This is a genomic window from Vreelandella boliviensis LC1 (assembly GCF_000236035.1).
GTDB lineage: Bacteria > Pseudomonadota > Gammaproteobacteria > Pseudomonadales > Halomonadaceae > Vreelandella > Vreelandella boliviensis.
The window spans coordinates 606,707-619,683 of sequence record NZ_JH393258.1 but is presented as its reverse complement, the minus strand read 5'-3'; the positions used below and the strand labels follow the sequence as shown (position 1 = coordinate 619,683).

At 52.7% G+C, this 12,977-nt stretch carries 13 protein-coding genes; 10 read left to right on the top strand and 3 right to left on the bottom strand.

Annotation, left to right across the window (positions count from 1 at the left end; genetic code table 11):
* Window positions 1-206 precede the first annotated feature (206 nt).
* The 5 genes from KUC_RS12085 to KUC_RS12065 all read left to right on the top strand — a co-directional run bounded on the left by KUC_RS12085 (window position 207) and on the right by KUC_RS12065 (window position 5,637).
* Complete coding sequence (locus KUC_RS12085) at window positions 207-1,631, top strand: diguanylate cyclase domain-containing protein (protein ID WP_040480783.1); 1,425 nt, start codon at window positions 207-209, stop codon at window positions 1,629-1,631.
* A 25-nt stretch (window positions 1,632-1,656) separates the two neighbouring features.
* Window positions 1,657-2,625 (top strand): magnesium/cobalt transporter CorA, encoded by a 969-nt coding sequence (corA, locus tag KUC_RS12080; RefSeq protein ID WP_007113482.1) that lies wholly within the window; start codon window positions 1,657-1,659, stop codon window positions 2,623-2,625.
* Between the two features lie 153 nt (window positions 2,626-2,778).
* On the top strand, window positions 2,779-3,357 hold the full coding sequence (locus tag KUC_RS12075) for an NnrU family protein (protein WP_007113481.1): 579 nt from the start codon (window positions 2,779-2,781) through the stop codon (window positions 3,355-3,357).
* A gap of 31 nt (window positions 3,358-3,388) precedes the next feature.
* Entirely contained in the window at window positions 3,389-4,579 is a 1,191-nt protein-coding gene (locus KUC_RS12070; RefSeq protein WP_040480782.1) for a zinc-binding dehydrogenase, read from the top strand.
* The gene (locus tag KUC_RS12065; protein ID WP_176459036.1) at window positions 4,579-5,637 is read left to right on the top strand and encodes a proline racemase family protein; all 1,059 of its coding nucleotides are present in this window, start codon (window positions 4,579-4,581) and stop codon (window positions 5,635-5,637) included. The genes KUC_RS12070 and KUC_RS12065 overlap by 1 nt, the downstream gene beginning before the upstream one ends.
* A 76-nt stretch (window positions 5,638-5,713) precedes the next feature.
* Here KUC_RS12065 and KUC_RS19405 read toward each other — a convergent pair whose 3' ends face one another.
* The 3 genes from KUC_RS19405 to KUC_RS12055 form a co-directional block, all read right to left on the bottom strand.
* Complete coding sequence (locus tag KUC_RS19405) at window positions 5,714-5,914, bottom strand: DUF1289 domain-containing protein (RefSeq protein ID WP_083825776.1); 201 nt, start codon at window positions 5,912-5,914, stop codon at window positions 5,714-5,716.
* Window positions 5,914-6,330, bottom strand: a complete 417-nt coding sequence (arfB, locus tag KUC_RS12060; protein ID WP_007113477.1) for an alternative ribosome rescue aminoacyl-tRNA hydrolase ArfB — start codon at window positions 6,328-6,330, stop codon at window positions 5,914-5,916. Before arfB ends, KUC_RS19405 begins: the two co-directional genes overlap by 1 nt.
* Window positions 6,331-6,427: 97 nt before the next feature.
* Window positions 6,428-7,375: a D-2-hydroxyacid dehydrogenase family protein gene (locus KUC_RS12055; RefSeq protein ID WP_040480780.1), complete on the bottom strand. Its 948-nt coding sequence runs from the start codon at window positions 7,373-7,375 to the stop codon at window positions 6,428-6,430.
* A 202-nt stretch (window positions 7,376-7,577) separates the two neighbouring features.
* Here KUC_RS12055 and KUC_RS12050 point away from each other — a divergent pair, with 202 nt between their 5' ends.
* The 5 genes from KUC_RS12050 to KUC_RS12030 all read left to right on the top strand — a co-directional run bounded on the left by KUC_RS12050 (window position 7,578) and on the right by KUC_RS12030 (window position 12,961).
* The gene (locus tag KUC_RS12050) at window positions 7,578-8,192 is read left to right on the top strand and encodes a flavin reductase family protein (RefSeq protein ID WP_007113475.1); all 615 of its coding nucleotides are present in this window, start codon (window positions 7,578-7,580) and stop codon (window positions 8,190-8,192) included.
* 339 nt (window positions 8,193-8,531) lie between these two features.
* The gene (locus tag KUC_RS12045) at window positions 8,532-9,647 is read left to right on the top strand and encodes an ABC transporter substrate-binding protein (protein WP_244264793.1); all 1,116 of its coding nucleotides are present in this window, start codon (window positions 8,532-8,534) and stop codon (window positions 9,645-9,647) included.
* Window positions 9,648-9,692: 45 nt separating this feature from the next.
* Window positions 9,693-11,792: a methyl-accepting chemotaxis protein gene (locus KUC_RS12040; RefSeq protein ID WP_007113473.1), complete on the top strand. Its 2,100-nt coding sequence runs from the start codon at window positions 9,693-9,695 to the stop codon at window positions 11,790-11,792.
* A gap of 111 nt (window positions 11,793-11,903) precedes the next feature.
* Window positions 11,904-12,473: a DJ-1/PfpI family protein gene (locus KUC_RS12035; protein WP_007113472.1), complete on the top strand. Its 570-nt coding sequence runs from the start codon at window positions 11,904-11,906 to the stop codon at window positions 12,471-12,473.
* Window positions 12,474-12,598: 125 nt separating this feature from the next.
* On the top strand, window positions 12,599-12,961 hold the full coding sequence (locus KUC_RS12030) for a ribbon-helix-helix domain-containing protein (RefSeq protein ID WP_040480778.1): 363 nt from the start codon (window positions 12,599-12,601) through the stop codon (window positions 12,959-12,961).
* Window positions 12,962-12,977 lie beyond the last annotated feature (16 nt).

The following is a 12,977-nucleotide window of genomic DNA, read 5'->3' as shown; positions in this document are numbered from 1 at the left end:
GTCAGGGAAGCCTATCGGCTGGGGTGATAGCCGCCAGTTTTCCGGGCAGTATTCCTACCTTGGGGCCCTTCGTTGGTGCGTTAATCGCCTCAACGCTGACTAGCGTCCTACTCGCGGGTTTAACTAGGCAAAAGTGAGTATTAAGCAGTGAAGGGCTGATCGCGTTATGCTGTTAGAATAACAGCCACTTCATGGGTGATATTACAATGAGCTACCCCATAGCACCTGACGAAGATGCGCGGTTAGCAGCCCTTTACGAGCTTGAACTGCTAGATACCCCTGATGAGCCTGCTTTTGATCGCGTCACCAGGCTGGTGACCAAGCTGCTAAGTGTGCCTATCTCAACGGTGACGTTGATTGATGCTAAACGCCAATGGATAAAATCACGCGTCGGCGTTGAGACCCGCGAGACATCTCGCGATGTGGCTTTCTGCGCTTATACCATTATGGCTACAGAACCAATGGTTGTTAACGATGCCCGCCAGGATCCTCGTTTTGCACACAATCCATTTGTTACAGCTGCCGACGGTATTCGCTTTTATGCGGGTATTCCGCTGTGTACAAGCAAAGGCCTTTCGCTAGGCTCTCTCTGCGCGATCGATACGAAGCCGCGCGCCATTAGTGAGAATCAGCTAGCGGCTCTAAAAGACTTGGCGGCGATTGTCACTGATGAAATTCATTTACGTGAGCGGCTGGTATTAGAGAAAAAAAATGTCTACGCCTCCCAGCAAGCGCTGAATGAGTTACACCGAAGCATGGAGTGTCAAATCGAGCGGCGTACTAACGAGCTAAATTTAGTCATCGAGTCTGCCTATGACGCCTATATCAGTATTGATGCTCATGATGTGATTTTGGATTGGAATCGAGCGGCTGAGATGATGTTTGGTTGGCCACGCAAAGCGGCGTTGGCTAGGCCAATCACACAACTGATTTTCCCCGCTGGTTTGCCTACCGCTAATGACCCAGCGGCTATTGAGTTTATGGCGCGCCGTTATGATGGCAATGAACTGCCCGTTGAGGTGCGCGTCAAAAAATTGATGATTGAAGGGCGTGAGCGGCGAAGTCTATTTATACACGATATTACCGAGCGTCAGCAGCTTGAGCGACTGCGCGATCAGCAGGCCCGGGAAGATGTATTAACCAAACTGCCTAACCGGCGAGCCTTGGATGAGCGCTTGCCTCAAGCAATGGCCCGTACACGGCGCACCGAGCAACCCTTAGCCGTACTGTTTATGGATCTGGATGGTTTTAAAGCGATTAACGACGCCCATGGGCATGCCGTGGGTGATGAATTGCTGCGGGTCATTGCTAAACGATTGGTGCAAGCCGTCCGCGAAACCGATTATGTGGCGCGGTGGGCAGGAGATGAGTTTGTCCTGCTATTAGAAGGTAGTGATCCTACGGCGATTGAGAACTTGGCGAACAAATTAGTCCAAATGATTGAAGAGCCAATGACCGTGGGCGACGCGGCGCTGAACGTTAGTGTCAGTATTGGCGTCGCTATGTATTTGCCAGCTGGCGCTGAAACAGCGAATGAATTGTTAAAGCGCGCCGATGTTGCCATGTATGACGCTAAACATTTTGGAAAAGCCCAAGTACGTATTGCCCAGTCTGCTGATGGTGCTTGTTAAGACCTGGAAACATTCAAGGACGCCCATGATTCGAACTATTCTGACCACCCCTGAAGGCGAAACTTACGAGGGCGATGAAAGCTTGATGGCAGTGTGGCAATCCACCTCTGGCAGCCATATCTGGATCGATATGGAAGGGGAGTCCCAGTCAAGCGAGCGGGCGATTTTAGAGGCGTTTGAGTTTCACCCGATGGCGATTCAAGATGCTCATAAAGAGCGCCATCCGCCTAAAATAGAGGAGTTTGACAACCATACGCTGATTATTTATCGCGGCATCTCCTCCTTCGATGCTGAGCTGAACTATCTGCCTCAACAGGTTTGCTTTTTTGTCGGCGAAAGGTTTCTGGTCACGCTCCATCCTGGTGAGGCACTCAGTATAGAGCGTCTGTTCAACGAGCACGGTAAAGCGCTACTGGCCCACTCGCCGGAACACGTGGCGCTGCGGGTGATGTATATTTCAGCGGGCTTTTATATAGACAGTTTGCTCGAATTTGAAACGGCGTTAAGCGATCTTGAAGATGAGCTGCTGGAAAATGGTAATGATGTGCTAATGCGCAAGATTATTAGTTACCGTTCCCGGCTGGTTAAAATGCGCCGCATCTTTAGCTACCACCAGGGAATTACCCAAGAACTCACCGCTTATGACTATGAGCATTTACCACGGGAAAAGAGTGAAACCCTTCACGCCATCAACGATGTGGCGGATCGCTTTGAACGTCTCTACACCTTGACCCAAATGTACTACGACATTTGCGGTGACTTAGTCGATGGCTATATTTCTATTTCGTCTCACCAGCTAAACATCACCATGCGCGTCCTCACGGTCATTACCGCGATCTTTGTACCTCTAACGTTTATCGCCGGGATTTACGGCATGAACTTCGAAAATATGCCAGAGCTGCATTATCAGTACGGTTACTTTTTTGTTTGGGGCGCCATGCTGGGTATCGGTGGGGTGTTGTTTTGGCTGTTTAAGCGCAAACGCTGGTTTTAATAGCTGGTTTTAGCCGTGCCAGGGAACGATTCGCCAGGGAACGAAAAGTTGACGCATGCATAGGTGCTTGACGGCTGAGTGTGGCATCCTCTCCAGCGACCAAGACTATAAGGCATAAAGCCGTCGACTAGCGTTTTTACTGGGAGTTGTTCCATGACGATTATGATTATCGGGCTACTGATTTTTTTAGGCATCCACTCTGTACGCATCTTTGCTGAAAACTGGCGCCAGCAGCAGATTGCGAAACACGGCGAAACCACTTGGAAAGTAGCCTATTCGGCGGTATCCATCGTTGGGCTGGCCATTGCTATTTACGGTTTTGGCCAGATGCGCCTCGACCCCATCTATATCTGGTACCCACCAATGGGTATGCGCCATGCGGTGGCGCTGCTAATGGTGCCCGCCTTTATTATGTTGGTGGCGGCCTACATTCCCCATAACGCGATTAAAGCCAAGCTTGGCCATCCGATGATGCTGGCGGTTAAAATCTGGGCGTTTGCTCACCTGCTGGCCAACGGTCGCTTGGGCGATATTATCTTTTTTGCTGCCTTTCTTATCTGGGCTATCCTGGCATTTAAAACGGCCAAAAAGCGCGACCGTCTTACACCGTCTGCGCCGGTTAGCACCTCTAAAATGGCAACGATTGCCACCGTGCTAGTGGGCTTGATAGCGTATGTTGTGTTTGCCTTTTATCTACATACAGCGCTGATTGGCGTTCCTGTTTTTAGCTAATCGGGCATTAGCCCAACCTAGGAGCCACTCCATGGCTGAGACGACACACACGGTGCCCAGCACAATGGCTGCCATGCTATTAACCGGGCATGGTGGTATCGAGAAGTTGGAATACCATCAGGATGTCGCCACGCCGCAGCCCAAGGCGGGCGAAGTACTGGTGCAGGTGACGGCGACGGCGAAGAACAACACTGATCGAAAAGCGCGTGAGGGGCTCTATCCCACCAAGGATAAGGGCGATGTTACCTCCTTTGCCATGGGCGGTTCGCCAACATTAACCTTCCCGCGTATTCAAGGCGCCGACGTAGCTGGCCGCATAGTAGCGGTCGGCGAAGGCGTTGACGCCGAGCGCATTGGTCAGCGCGGGCTGCTTGATTTTAATATCTACGCCGATGAACGCCGCGATATTAATCTAACCCCGGATTACTACGGCCATGGAGCCGACGGAGGGTTTGCAGAGTATATCGCCGTGCCTGCGGGTCAGTTTTATCACGTGCCCAACCCAGAGCTGCGCGATGCCGAACTGGCCTCAATGGGCATGTGCTCTTATCAAACCGCTTATCATATGATGACTGCCGCCAAGGTGAGCGCTGGCGAGCGTGTCCTCGTCAGTGGCGCCAGCGGCGGTGTGGGCACCGCGCTCATTCAGCTCTGCCGTATTGTGGGGGCTGTCCCGTATGCAGTCAGCCAGCTCGACAAAGCCGAGGCGCTTAGAGCGCTAGGCGCAGAAGCGGTGATTGATCGTGGCGACCTGCCGACCTTTGTTGAGCGGGTGCTGGAAACGACTGGCGGCAAACCGATTGATGCAGTGATGGACTTGGTTGGCGGTGAGATGACCAACTTGTTTATCGACACCATGATTGTCGATATGCAGGGGCGTAAGAGCTACCCGCGCCTCTCCATTGCCGGTGCCAGTGGAGGCAATCTTAGCGAGATGATGTGGACCCGCGTGTATCTTTATCAAGTACAGATATTTGGCGTTTCCCACGGCACCCGTGAAGAGGCCGAACAGCTGGTGGCGTGGATTCGTAGCGGTGAATTAAAGCCGGTGCTCCACGCTGCCTTTAAGCTATCTGATCTGCATGACGCCGAGCGCTATTTTGTAAACCGGGGCAGCAACTACCTAGGCAAAATTGTGCTTGTTCCCGATGCCCAGTGGGCAACTCACGGTACGCCGTTCGCCCTCGAAAATTCCTCTTCTGCCGTTCAGGAGCGCCGCTAGTGCATAACCTTCATACTATCCAGCTAATGGATACCCATGCCGGAGGCGATGTTAGCCGTATCGTCACGGGGGGTATTGATGTTCTGCCTGGCGCCACCGTGCGCGAGCAGATGGAGTACCTGCGCGATGATGCCGATGGTTTGCGTCGCCTGCTGCTTGAAGAGCCCTACGGCATTCCGGAGATGTCGATCGACTTGTTAGTGCCGGCAACTCATCCTGAGGCGGTGGCGGGTTACATCATTATGGAAGTGATGGGGTACCCCATTTACTCCGGCTCCAACACGCTGTGTACCGCCACTGCGGTGCTGGAGAGTGGCATTGTACCCAAGCAGGAAGGCATACAGCACTTTAAGCTGGAAGCACCGGCGGGGTTAGTGCAAATCGAAGCAAAGGTGCATAACGGGGTGGTGGAATCGATTACCTGTGGCGGCCTGCCCAGCTATATCGATACCTACCGCGATAGGATTCAAGTACCGGGGATTGGCGAAGTCACCTACTCAATTGCCTACAGCGGTGGTTTTTACGCCTTAGTCGATGCCACTGAGCTGGGCTTTAAGCTTTCCCGTGATGAAGAGCGCGCACTCTCGGAGTGTGCCTACAAAATTGTCGAAGCGATAAAAGCGCAGCGGGGCTTTTCCCACTACACCCTGGGCGATGTTGGGCCGCTGCCATTTTTGCACTTTATGGGGCCTGAAGAGCAAGTAGGGGAAGGTTATATACGTTCACGTTCAACGACGTACGTCCATCCTGGTGTTATTTGCCGCAGCACCACTGGAACCGGTACCTCGGCACGCTTGGCGTTGATGAACCACGAAGGGCGGCTAAACCTGGGGGATAAGCTAGAGACAGTTTCTCTGCGGGAGACGGGATTTATTGGCACCTTCATCGGCACCCACCAGGAGGGCGCTTATCAGGTAGTGGAGAACACCATCACTGGCCGCAGCTATGTGCTGGCCCACTCGGATATCGTTATCAACTGTGATGATCCGATGGTGGCCTGCGGTGAACTACACCATATATTGCACGACCGTCACCAGCCTGAAGTACTGTCATTATAGGCATAGCCACTTAAGACATAGCCACTTAAGAAATAGCCATCAGAGAAATAGTCATTAGCGACATGGTCCTTAAGACTTAGCTGGTAGAAACGTAGCCTTCGCTTTCCAGGCGTTCCCATACCGGGGCTTTTTCGGCCTCGGTCATACTTCCCCATCCGGCGATTTCATCCAGCGTTCGTCCACAGCCCTGGCACACGGATGTTATTGGCTCAATCTGGCAAATTTGTACGCAGGGCGAGAGTGGGCGCCCAGAGGGAGATGTTGAGGGTTGAGTCATTAAGATGCCGACACCTTACCGCGCAGCGATTTAATTTTGCCCTTACGGGTTTTGTGATCAACGCGGCGGCGCTGTGAACCTTTGGTGGGCTTAGTGGCGCGGCGTACTTTTTGCTGTTTGGTGGCACTCTGTATCAGCTCTTTTAAACGTGCCAGCGCATCCTCTTTATTCAGCTCAAGTTTGCGATGGCTCTGGGCTTTAATAATCACCACCCCCTCTTTGCTGATGCGCTGATCGGACAGCGTCATTAAACGCTCTTTGTACAGTGGTGGCAGTGTGGAACTAAGAATATCGAAGCGCAGGTGTACCGCTGAGGAGACTTTATTGACGTTCTGGCCGCCCGCGCCTTGGGCGCGAATCTGGCTTATATCAATCTCCCAATCAGCCAAGGTAACGTTGCTAGAAATGGTGAGCATTAATGGCCTCTGTGTGACTCGTGAACCTATAAGGCTAGCACAATTGGCACAGAGGCGGTGGTCGTTAGGTGCTTAGCCCAAGTCGTAGCGCGCCCTATTAACTGGCTAGGTTGTTGACAGGCTGGCCATTGATGTAAGCCAGTAGGTTGCTAAAGGCATCGCCAAAGTAGAGCTCGTAGCTATCTTTTTCCACATAGCCAAGATGTGGTGTGGCGATAAGGTTGGGTAGTTCTAGCAGCGAGTCAGCCAAGAGCGGTTCCGCATCAAAAACATCGACTGCGGCTTGGCCAGGCCGCCCGGCTTTTAGAGCCTGCTCAAGTGCCCCAGGCGCGACTAATTGAGAGCGACTGGTGTTCACTAGCAGAGATGTGGGCTTCATCTGAGCGAGGGATTCAGTGCTGACAATACCGCGGGTGTCGTCGTTCAGGCGCAGGTGCAGGCTGAGTACATCCGCACGCTGGAAAAAATCGGCCTGGTTTTTGGCTACCTCTATTCCGGCATCGGCGGCGCGCTGGCGAGTACCTTCTCTTCCCCACACCAACACCTTCATTTCAAATGCCTGGCCGTAGCGCGCTACCAAGCTGCCAATTTTCCCGTAGCCAAAAATGCCTAGGGTGCGGCCTTTAAGGCCCGTACCAAGGGTACGCTGCCAACGGCCTGCTTTCAGGTTCCCAACTTCTGCAGGTATATGGCGCATCGCGGCAAGCACCAAGCCCCAGGTTAATTCTGCCGCGGCGTAGGGCGAGCCAGTGCCCGTCATTACGGTTATGCCATGACGGCGGCAGGCCGCTATATCCACATGTGCAGCACCGCCACCGGTTTGACTAATGACTTTCAGGTTGGGCAAGCGCTCAAGTAGGGCGGCCGTGATTGGTGTGCGTTCGCGGATGAGCACCAACGCCTCGGCATCCTGTAAGCGCGTAGTCAGTGGGTCTAGGTCGGTGAGAGTATCGTGATAAACCGTTACATCTTGGCCTTCTAGCTGCTTGAAGGCGTCTAAACCGCGCACACAGTCCTGATAATCATCGGCAATGACAATCTTCATTGAATCGGTTCCTTGATGGGCTGCGCTTAAGTTTGTAAAACGCATCTATGCTGGCAATGTTGTTGCAAATTCATACTACTCTATGAAGGGTGCTCTGAAAGGCTACTCTTAAAGCTCATTGTGAGAAATTACGCTGAAAGATAGCTTGTTGAAAATAGCTTGTTGAAAATAGCACGTTGAAACCCGTTACCAAGGAGCCAAAATGAGTGACTACCTGTTAGATGAGTCCCCGCTAAGCCCTGGGGTTATTTATCGGTTACTATCCGGCACTATTTGCCCACGACCTATCTCCTGGGTGTCTACCCAAGATAAGCTTGGAAATGCCAATTTGGCGCCGTTTTCCTTCTTTAATGTGGCCAGTGTGAATCCACCAGTACTGGCATTTTCGCCTCTGCTTAATGGCAGCGGCGAACTTAAGGACACCGTGCGCAATTTAGATGAGGTACCTGAATGCGTTGTGCATGTGGGCAGTGAAGCATTAATTGAAGCGCTTAATGCCACCAGTGCCAGCTTGCCACCTGGAGGGGATGAATTTGCCCTGGCCGGCCTTGAAAAAGCGGAGATGTTTGGCGTAAGCGTACCGCGGATTGCTAATGCTCCCGTGGCATTTGGTTGCAAACTGTTCGATATGATTCGTTTTGGTGACCAACCATTAGCAGGCACCTTGGTACTGGCCCAAGTCATCTCCATCCATATTGACGATTCGCTGTGGGATGGCCGTCATGTGAACATGGATCGACTCAAACCTGTTGGGCGTTTAGCAGGCAGTGATTACATTCGCATAAGCGACCGTTTCACCATCGAAAGACCCGCTTAGGCAGCGCTTAATATTTTTGATTGTATAATTATTCAGAATAATTCAGCATTTCTTGCTAGCTAGTGAAAGAGTGTTACAAAGTAGGTAACAACTGTTACTTATTAATTAACGATAATTAATCTTTAGTCGTATATTCTCCTGCCGATAGTAATGAACAAAAGTTCGTTAATGTGGCGAAGGTGTGAGGGGGAACACTACTCACCTTTGCCATGCTATTTACGTGGGGAAGTGATCTAGCCAGAAAGGAGCAGATCAATGCGACGATTGGGAACTTGGTTGTTAAGAAAAACCTTATTAAAAAAGTCTGTATTAAGAATAGCTTTATTAGCGGGGTTGTTTATGCCACTGCTGGCGCAGGCAGAACTGACCTTTGGTATTGTTGCCCCTTCCAGCGGTGGCGCTGCGCCGCTTGGGTTGGGCATGCAAAAAGGTATCGAGACCTACTTTGCCGAGGTCAATGCGGCGGGTGGGGTAAATGGCGAAACATTAGCCCTTATTGCCCGCGACGATCAGTACAAGCCACTGCAAGCCGCCAGCAATACCCGCCAGCTTATTCAAGAAGATGAAGTGCTAGCGGCGATCGGCAACGTCGGAACTCCGACGGCTACCGTTACCATTCCTATCTATAACGAATATGAAACGCTGCTTTACGGCGCTTTTACTGGCGCGGGGGTGCTGCGCAAGTCACCGCCTGACCGCTACGTGATTAACTATCGGGCCAGCTACGTACAAGAAACCGCCACAATGGTGGATGGGCTGTTAGAAGCAGGTGTATTGCCCGAAGAAATTGCCTTTTTTACCCAAAACGATAGTTTCGGCGATGCGGGATACAATGGCGCCACCCAGGCTTTAGCCGCCCATGGCGTCGACAATGTCGAAGGACTGGCCCACGGACGTTTTACCCGCGGCACGCGCAATATTCATCAAGGTCTAGCGACTATTCTGGAAGCGCCGGTGACACCGCGCGCCATTATCATTGTCGGTACCTATGGCCCCGCTGCGGACTTTATTCGTGAAGCACACCAGGATCTGCCCGACACCGTTTTTCTAAATGTCTCTTTTGTGGGTAGCCAAGCGCTAATGGATGAACTCGGCGATCTGTCAGAAGGCGTCATTATTACTCAGGTAGTACCGCCCCTAGATGCCGACCTACCCGCTGTTGAGTCCTACCGACAAGCGCTAGAAACCCATGCCCGTGGTAGCGAACCTGACTTTATATCCCTTGAAGGCTACCTAGCGGCAAAACTCTTTGTTGAGGGCGTAAGAGCGGCCGGCGCGAACCCTGATCGTGACGCTATTGTGGATGGCTTACTCGGCTTGGGCTCGGTCGATATTGGCTTAGAAGAGCCGTTGAGCTTGGGGTCTAATGACCATCAAGCCAGCGACGCAGTGTGGCCCACCATTATCACAAACGGCCGTTTCGAGTCGGTGGAATGGGCAAGCCTGTTGCCCTAAAGCTTACGTTACCTGTCTGTCCCCTGACACAAGTGAAAACAGATAATGAAAAAAACCTTAAGTATTCGAGCGATGTTGATCAGCCTGTTCTTGGCTGCGGTGCTTGGCGCCGTGGTGCTGGCTGCAACAGGTTGGACAACTAACCAACGGCTAATAGACTCGCAGCGCTATATTACCAGTGAGGTGTTACCGCTCCAGGATGCCAGCATGGGCATGGTGCTCACCATGGGTGCATTTGGTCAACGCCATGCGGATTTGCTTGCCGCAGAGAGTGTGAATGGCCTCAATGAGATCACGACTCAAGCGACATTAGATGAACGTTTCCGTGATGCACGGCAAGGCCTCCGTGGAATTGATCAAACGGAAGGGTTGAGTGACCTGGACAGCCATTTTCAAGCGTTGCTAGAAGGGGATACGGCTCTGGAAGCACTGCGTCGTGAAGAGCTGAGTTTACAAACGCAGATGGCCGAGCGGATTAGCGCTATGCAAGCGCTCATCTCTCAAGTGATGCTGAATGCCGAAGATATTGCCGGGCGTACGGCGTTAGCGCAGGTACGAAGTGACCGTGAACAGCGCGTATTAATGGAAGCCTGGCGTGATGATGGCATGACCACGCTGCCTACGCAGTTGTTGGACAATATGTTTACCGCGCAAGCGGATATTGGGCGCTTAAGCGGAAATACACGCATGGCGTTAGCGCAGCTATCTGATCTTGGACGCCAGATGATGCAAACGAATAGCGCCGATGCGCTGGTCAATTTGCGCCACAATGAGATTGCCCAGCAGGTGGGGCTTGCTCGCCAATCACTGGCAGCGATCGCAGATGCGCCTAGCACCGAAGTAGAGCAGCGCGCGCTGATTAGTGACTTAGACGATGTCATCGTAGAGCTGGAAGGTCTGATGGTCTCCGATGACAACGCTGTCTATGAGCTTCGTTTACAGCAGTTGGCACTAAACGCACAGGTGCAAGCGGCGCTTACCAATGTTGCCCAAGCCATGGCCCAGATGCGTGTGGCGCTAAGTGATGTTGAAGCGTATATCGTTGGTCAGGCGGATAGTGCCGCGACGCAAGCAGAAACGTTAGCCAACGCTGGGCGCTCGTTACTGATTATGGTTACTCTGGCGGTTATCGCGCTGTTGGCGATTTTTGGCTGGCGTACCCTGGTGCGCGTGCTAGGGCCACTAGTGGCGATGCGCCACCAAATGGAAAATATCAGTGGCGCCGCCGGCGAAAATGCCGATCTGTCCAAGCGTCTTGAGCTTAAGCGCAACGATGAAGTGGGCCAAACTGCTCAAGCGTTTAATAACATGATGGATACCTTTGAAGGCATGGTGGCGCAAATTCGTGAAAGCGCTGAATCCATTGCAGCCAGCAGCCGTCAAATTGCGGCAGGTAATGAAAACCTCTCCCAGCGTACCGACCAGCAGGCGTCGTCGTTGGCGGAAACGGCTTCCAGTCTTGAACAGATTACGGCCACTGTAAAACAAACCGCTGAATACGCGGACCAGGCCAAAGACGCCAGCGGCAATGTTGACCAGCGCGCCCGCGCCGCTGGCGAGGTGTCAACGCGCACGACGGCAGCAATGGGGGATATCCGCGAGGCGAGTGAAAAGATTACCTCGATCATTAAAGCCATTGACGATATTGCCTTTCAAACCAACTTGCTGGCGCTCAACGCTTCTGTTGAAGCCGCACGAGCGGGTGAACAGGGGCGTGGGTTTGCAGTAGTGGCGCAAGAAGTGCGCAAACTCGCCGGACGCAGCGCCGAAGAGGCGGCCCAAATTCGTCATTTGGTAGACGACAGTGTCGCCAAGGTGAGCGAGGGCGAGCAACTCGTAAACGCCTCAAGCAAACACCTGCAGGAAATCATTGATAGCCTGAGTGAGGTGACGCGTTATGTTACTGAGATCGCAGGGGCGACCCATGAGCAATCTGCCGGTATTGACCAGATCAACCAGGCGATTTCGCAGTTGGATCAAGTGACGCATCAGAATGCTCGGTTGGTACAAGAAGCGACGACAGCCAGCCATACACTGGATGATCGAGCCGGGGATATGCATTCACTGGTGGGGCGCTTCCGTGTGAGCGACACGGCAGGGCAGCGACATCTAGCCCTGCCACAGCAGGAGGAAGTTACTCAGTAGTAAGCAATTACTACCTGTAGCCGGAAAGCGCTTGCTAGTCTCATCTTACACGCCCCGCGTGTGCTCAAACACTCGATCAATAACCATAAGATAAATAAGAGGAGCACTGAGATGAGCAGCAAGCGCATTTTAATGATTACCGGCGATTTCACTGAAGACTATGAAACCATGGTGCCATTTCAGGCACTGATGGCAGTCGGCCACCGCGTCGATGCTGTCTGCCCTGGGAAAGCCTCGGGCGACACCGTGGCAACAGCGATTCATGACTTCGAAGGTGATCAAACCTATACCGAAAAGCCCGGCCACCGCTTTGCACTGAATGCCGATTTCGCCAGCATTAATCCCGCTGACTACGATGCCTTGGTAGTACCTGGTGGCCGCGCACCTGAATATCTTCGCTTGAACAAAGAGGTGCTAACGATGGTTCAGCACTTTTTCGAGACCAACAAGCCCGTGGCTGCGATTTGCCACGGTGCACAGCTACTAGCCGCCGCAAAAGTGCTGGAAGGAAAGCAGTGCTCCGCTTACCCGGCCTGCCAGCCGGAAGTGGAACTTGCGGGGGGGCACTTTGCCAACCTGGAAGTGACGGATGCGGTAACCGATGGCAACTTGGTTACCGCCCCCGCATGGCCTGCCCACCCAGCCTGGCTTGCGCAGTTTATGGCGCTACTGAATAAGTGATCTTGATCGCGGTAACCTAACGCCGTTTGCGCCCAGTACCCGCTGGGCGCTTTTGTTTGCTGTGCTAATAATTGCCGCTATGCTAATAATTCGAGTGGATACGAATACTCCGAGAGACAATGCCCATGTGTAAACTCTTTATTCAAGCCGACCCTGAGCTGTGGCTCAGCGCGACACACTCGCTGCGCATTGATGGCATGGTCACCAGTGTGCGAATGGAAAACTACTTTTGGCACATTCTTGAAGAGATTGCCCAGCGTGATGGAATGAACACGGCCCAAATGATTACCCGGCTTTATCACGAATCCATAGACGCCGGGCACGATTTGGGCAACTTCACCTCATTTTTACGCGTTTGCGCTCTGCGTTATCAAGCGTTGCAATTGACCGGCGATATTCCCACCCAGCACCAAGTACCAATCGCCACCCTGGACGCTGAGCAAATTTTAGCTCGTGAGGGCGGCAATAGTCGCGACCCGCTGCATTAAAAAGGGGTTATTAACA

What these genes read in the sequence shown, in the direction of transcription:
- KUC_RS19405 (WP_083825776.1), bottom strand. Translation starts at nt 5,914, where the DNA reads ATGACTCAACCCTCAACATCTCCCTCTGGGCGCCCACTCTCGCCCTGC.
- KUC_RS12030 (WP_040480778.1), top strand. Translation starts at nt 12,599, where the DNA reads ATGTGTAAACTCTTTATTCAAGCCGACCCTGAGCTGTGGCTCAGCGCG.
- KUC_RS12045 (WP_244264793.1), top strand. Translation starts at nt 8,532, where the DNA reads ATGCCACTGCTGGCGCAGGCAGAACTGACCTTTGGTATTGTTGCCCCT.
- KUC_RS12085 (WP_040480783.1), top strand. Translation starts at nt 207, where the DNA reads ATGAGCTACCCCATAGCACCTGACGAAGATGCGCGGTTAGCAGCCCTT.
- arfB (WP_007113477.1), bottom strand. Translation starts at nt 6,330, where the DNA reads ATGCTCACCATTTCTAGCAACGTTACCTTGGCTGATTGGGAGATTGAT.
- KUC_RS12070 (WP_040480782.1), top strand. Translation starts at nt 3,389, where the DNA reads ATGGCTGAGACGACACACACGGTGCCCAGCACAATGGCTGCCATGCTA.
- KUC_RS12035 (WP_007113472.1), top strand. Translation starts at nt 11,904, where the DNA reads ATGAGCAGCAAGCGCATTTTAATGATTACCGGCGATTTCACTGAAGAC.
- corA (WP_007113482.1), top strand. Translation starts at nt 1,657, where the DNA reads ATGATTCGAACTATTCTGACCACCCCTGAAGGCGAAACTTACGAGGGC.
- KUC_RS12050 (WP_007113475.1), top strand. Translation starts at nt 7,578, where the DNA reads ATGAGTGACTACCTGTTAGATGAGTCCCCGCTAAGCCCTGGGGTTATT.
- KUC_RS12055 (WP_040480780.1), bottom strand. Translation starts at nt 7,375, where the DNA reads ATGAAGATTGTCATTGCCGATGATTATCAGGACTGTGTGCGCGGTTTA.
- KUC_RS12075 (WP_007113481.1), top strand. Translation starts at nt 2,779, where the DNA reads ATGACGATTATGATTATCGGGCTACTGATTTTTTTAGGCATCCACTCT.
- KUC_RS12040 (WP_007113473.1), top strand. Translation starts at nt 9,693, where the DNA reads ATGAAAAAAACCTTAAGTATTCGAGCGATGTTGATCAGCCTGTTCTTG.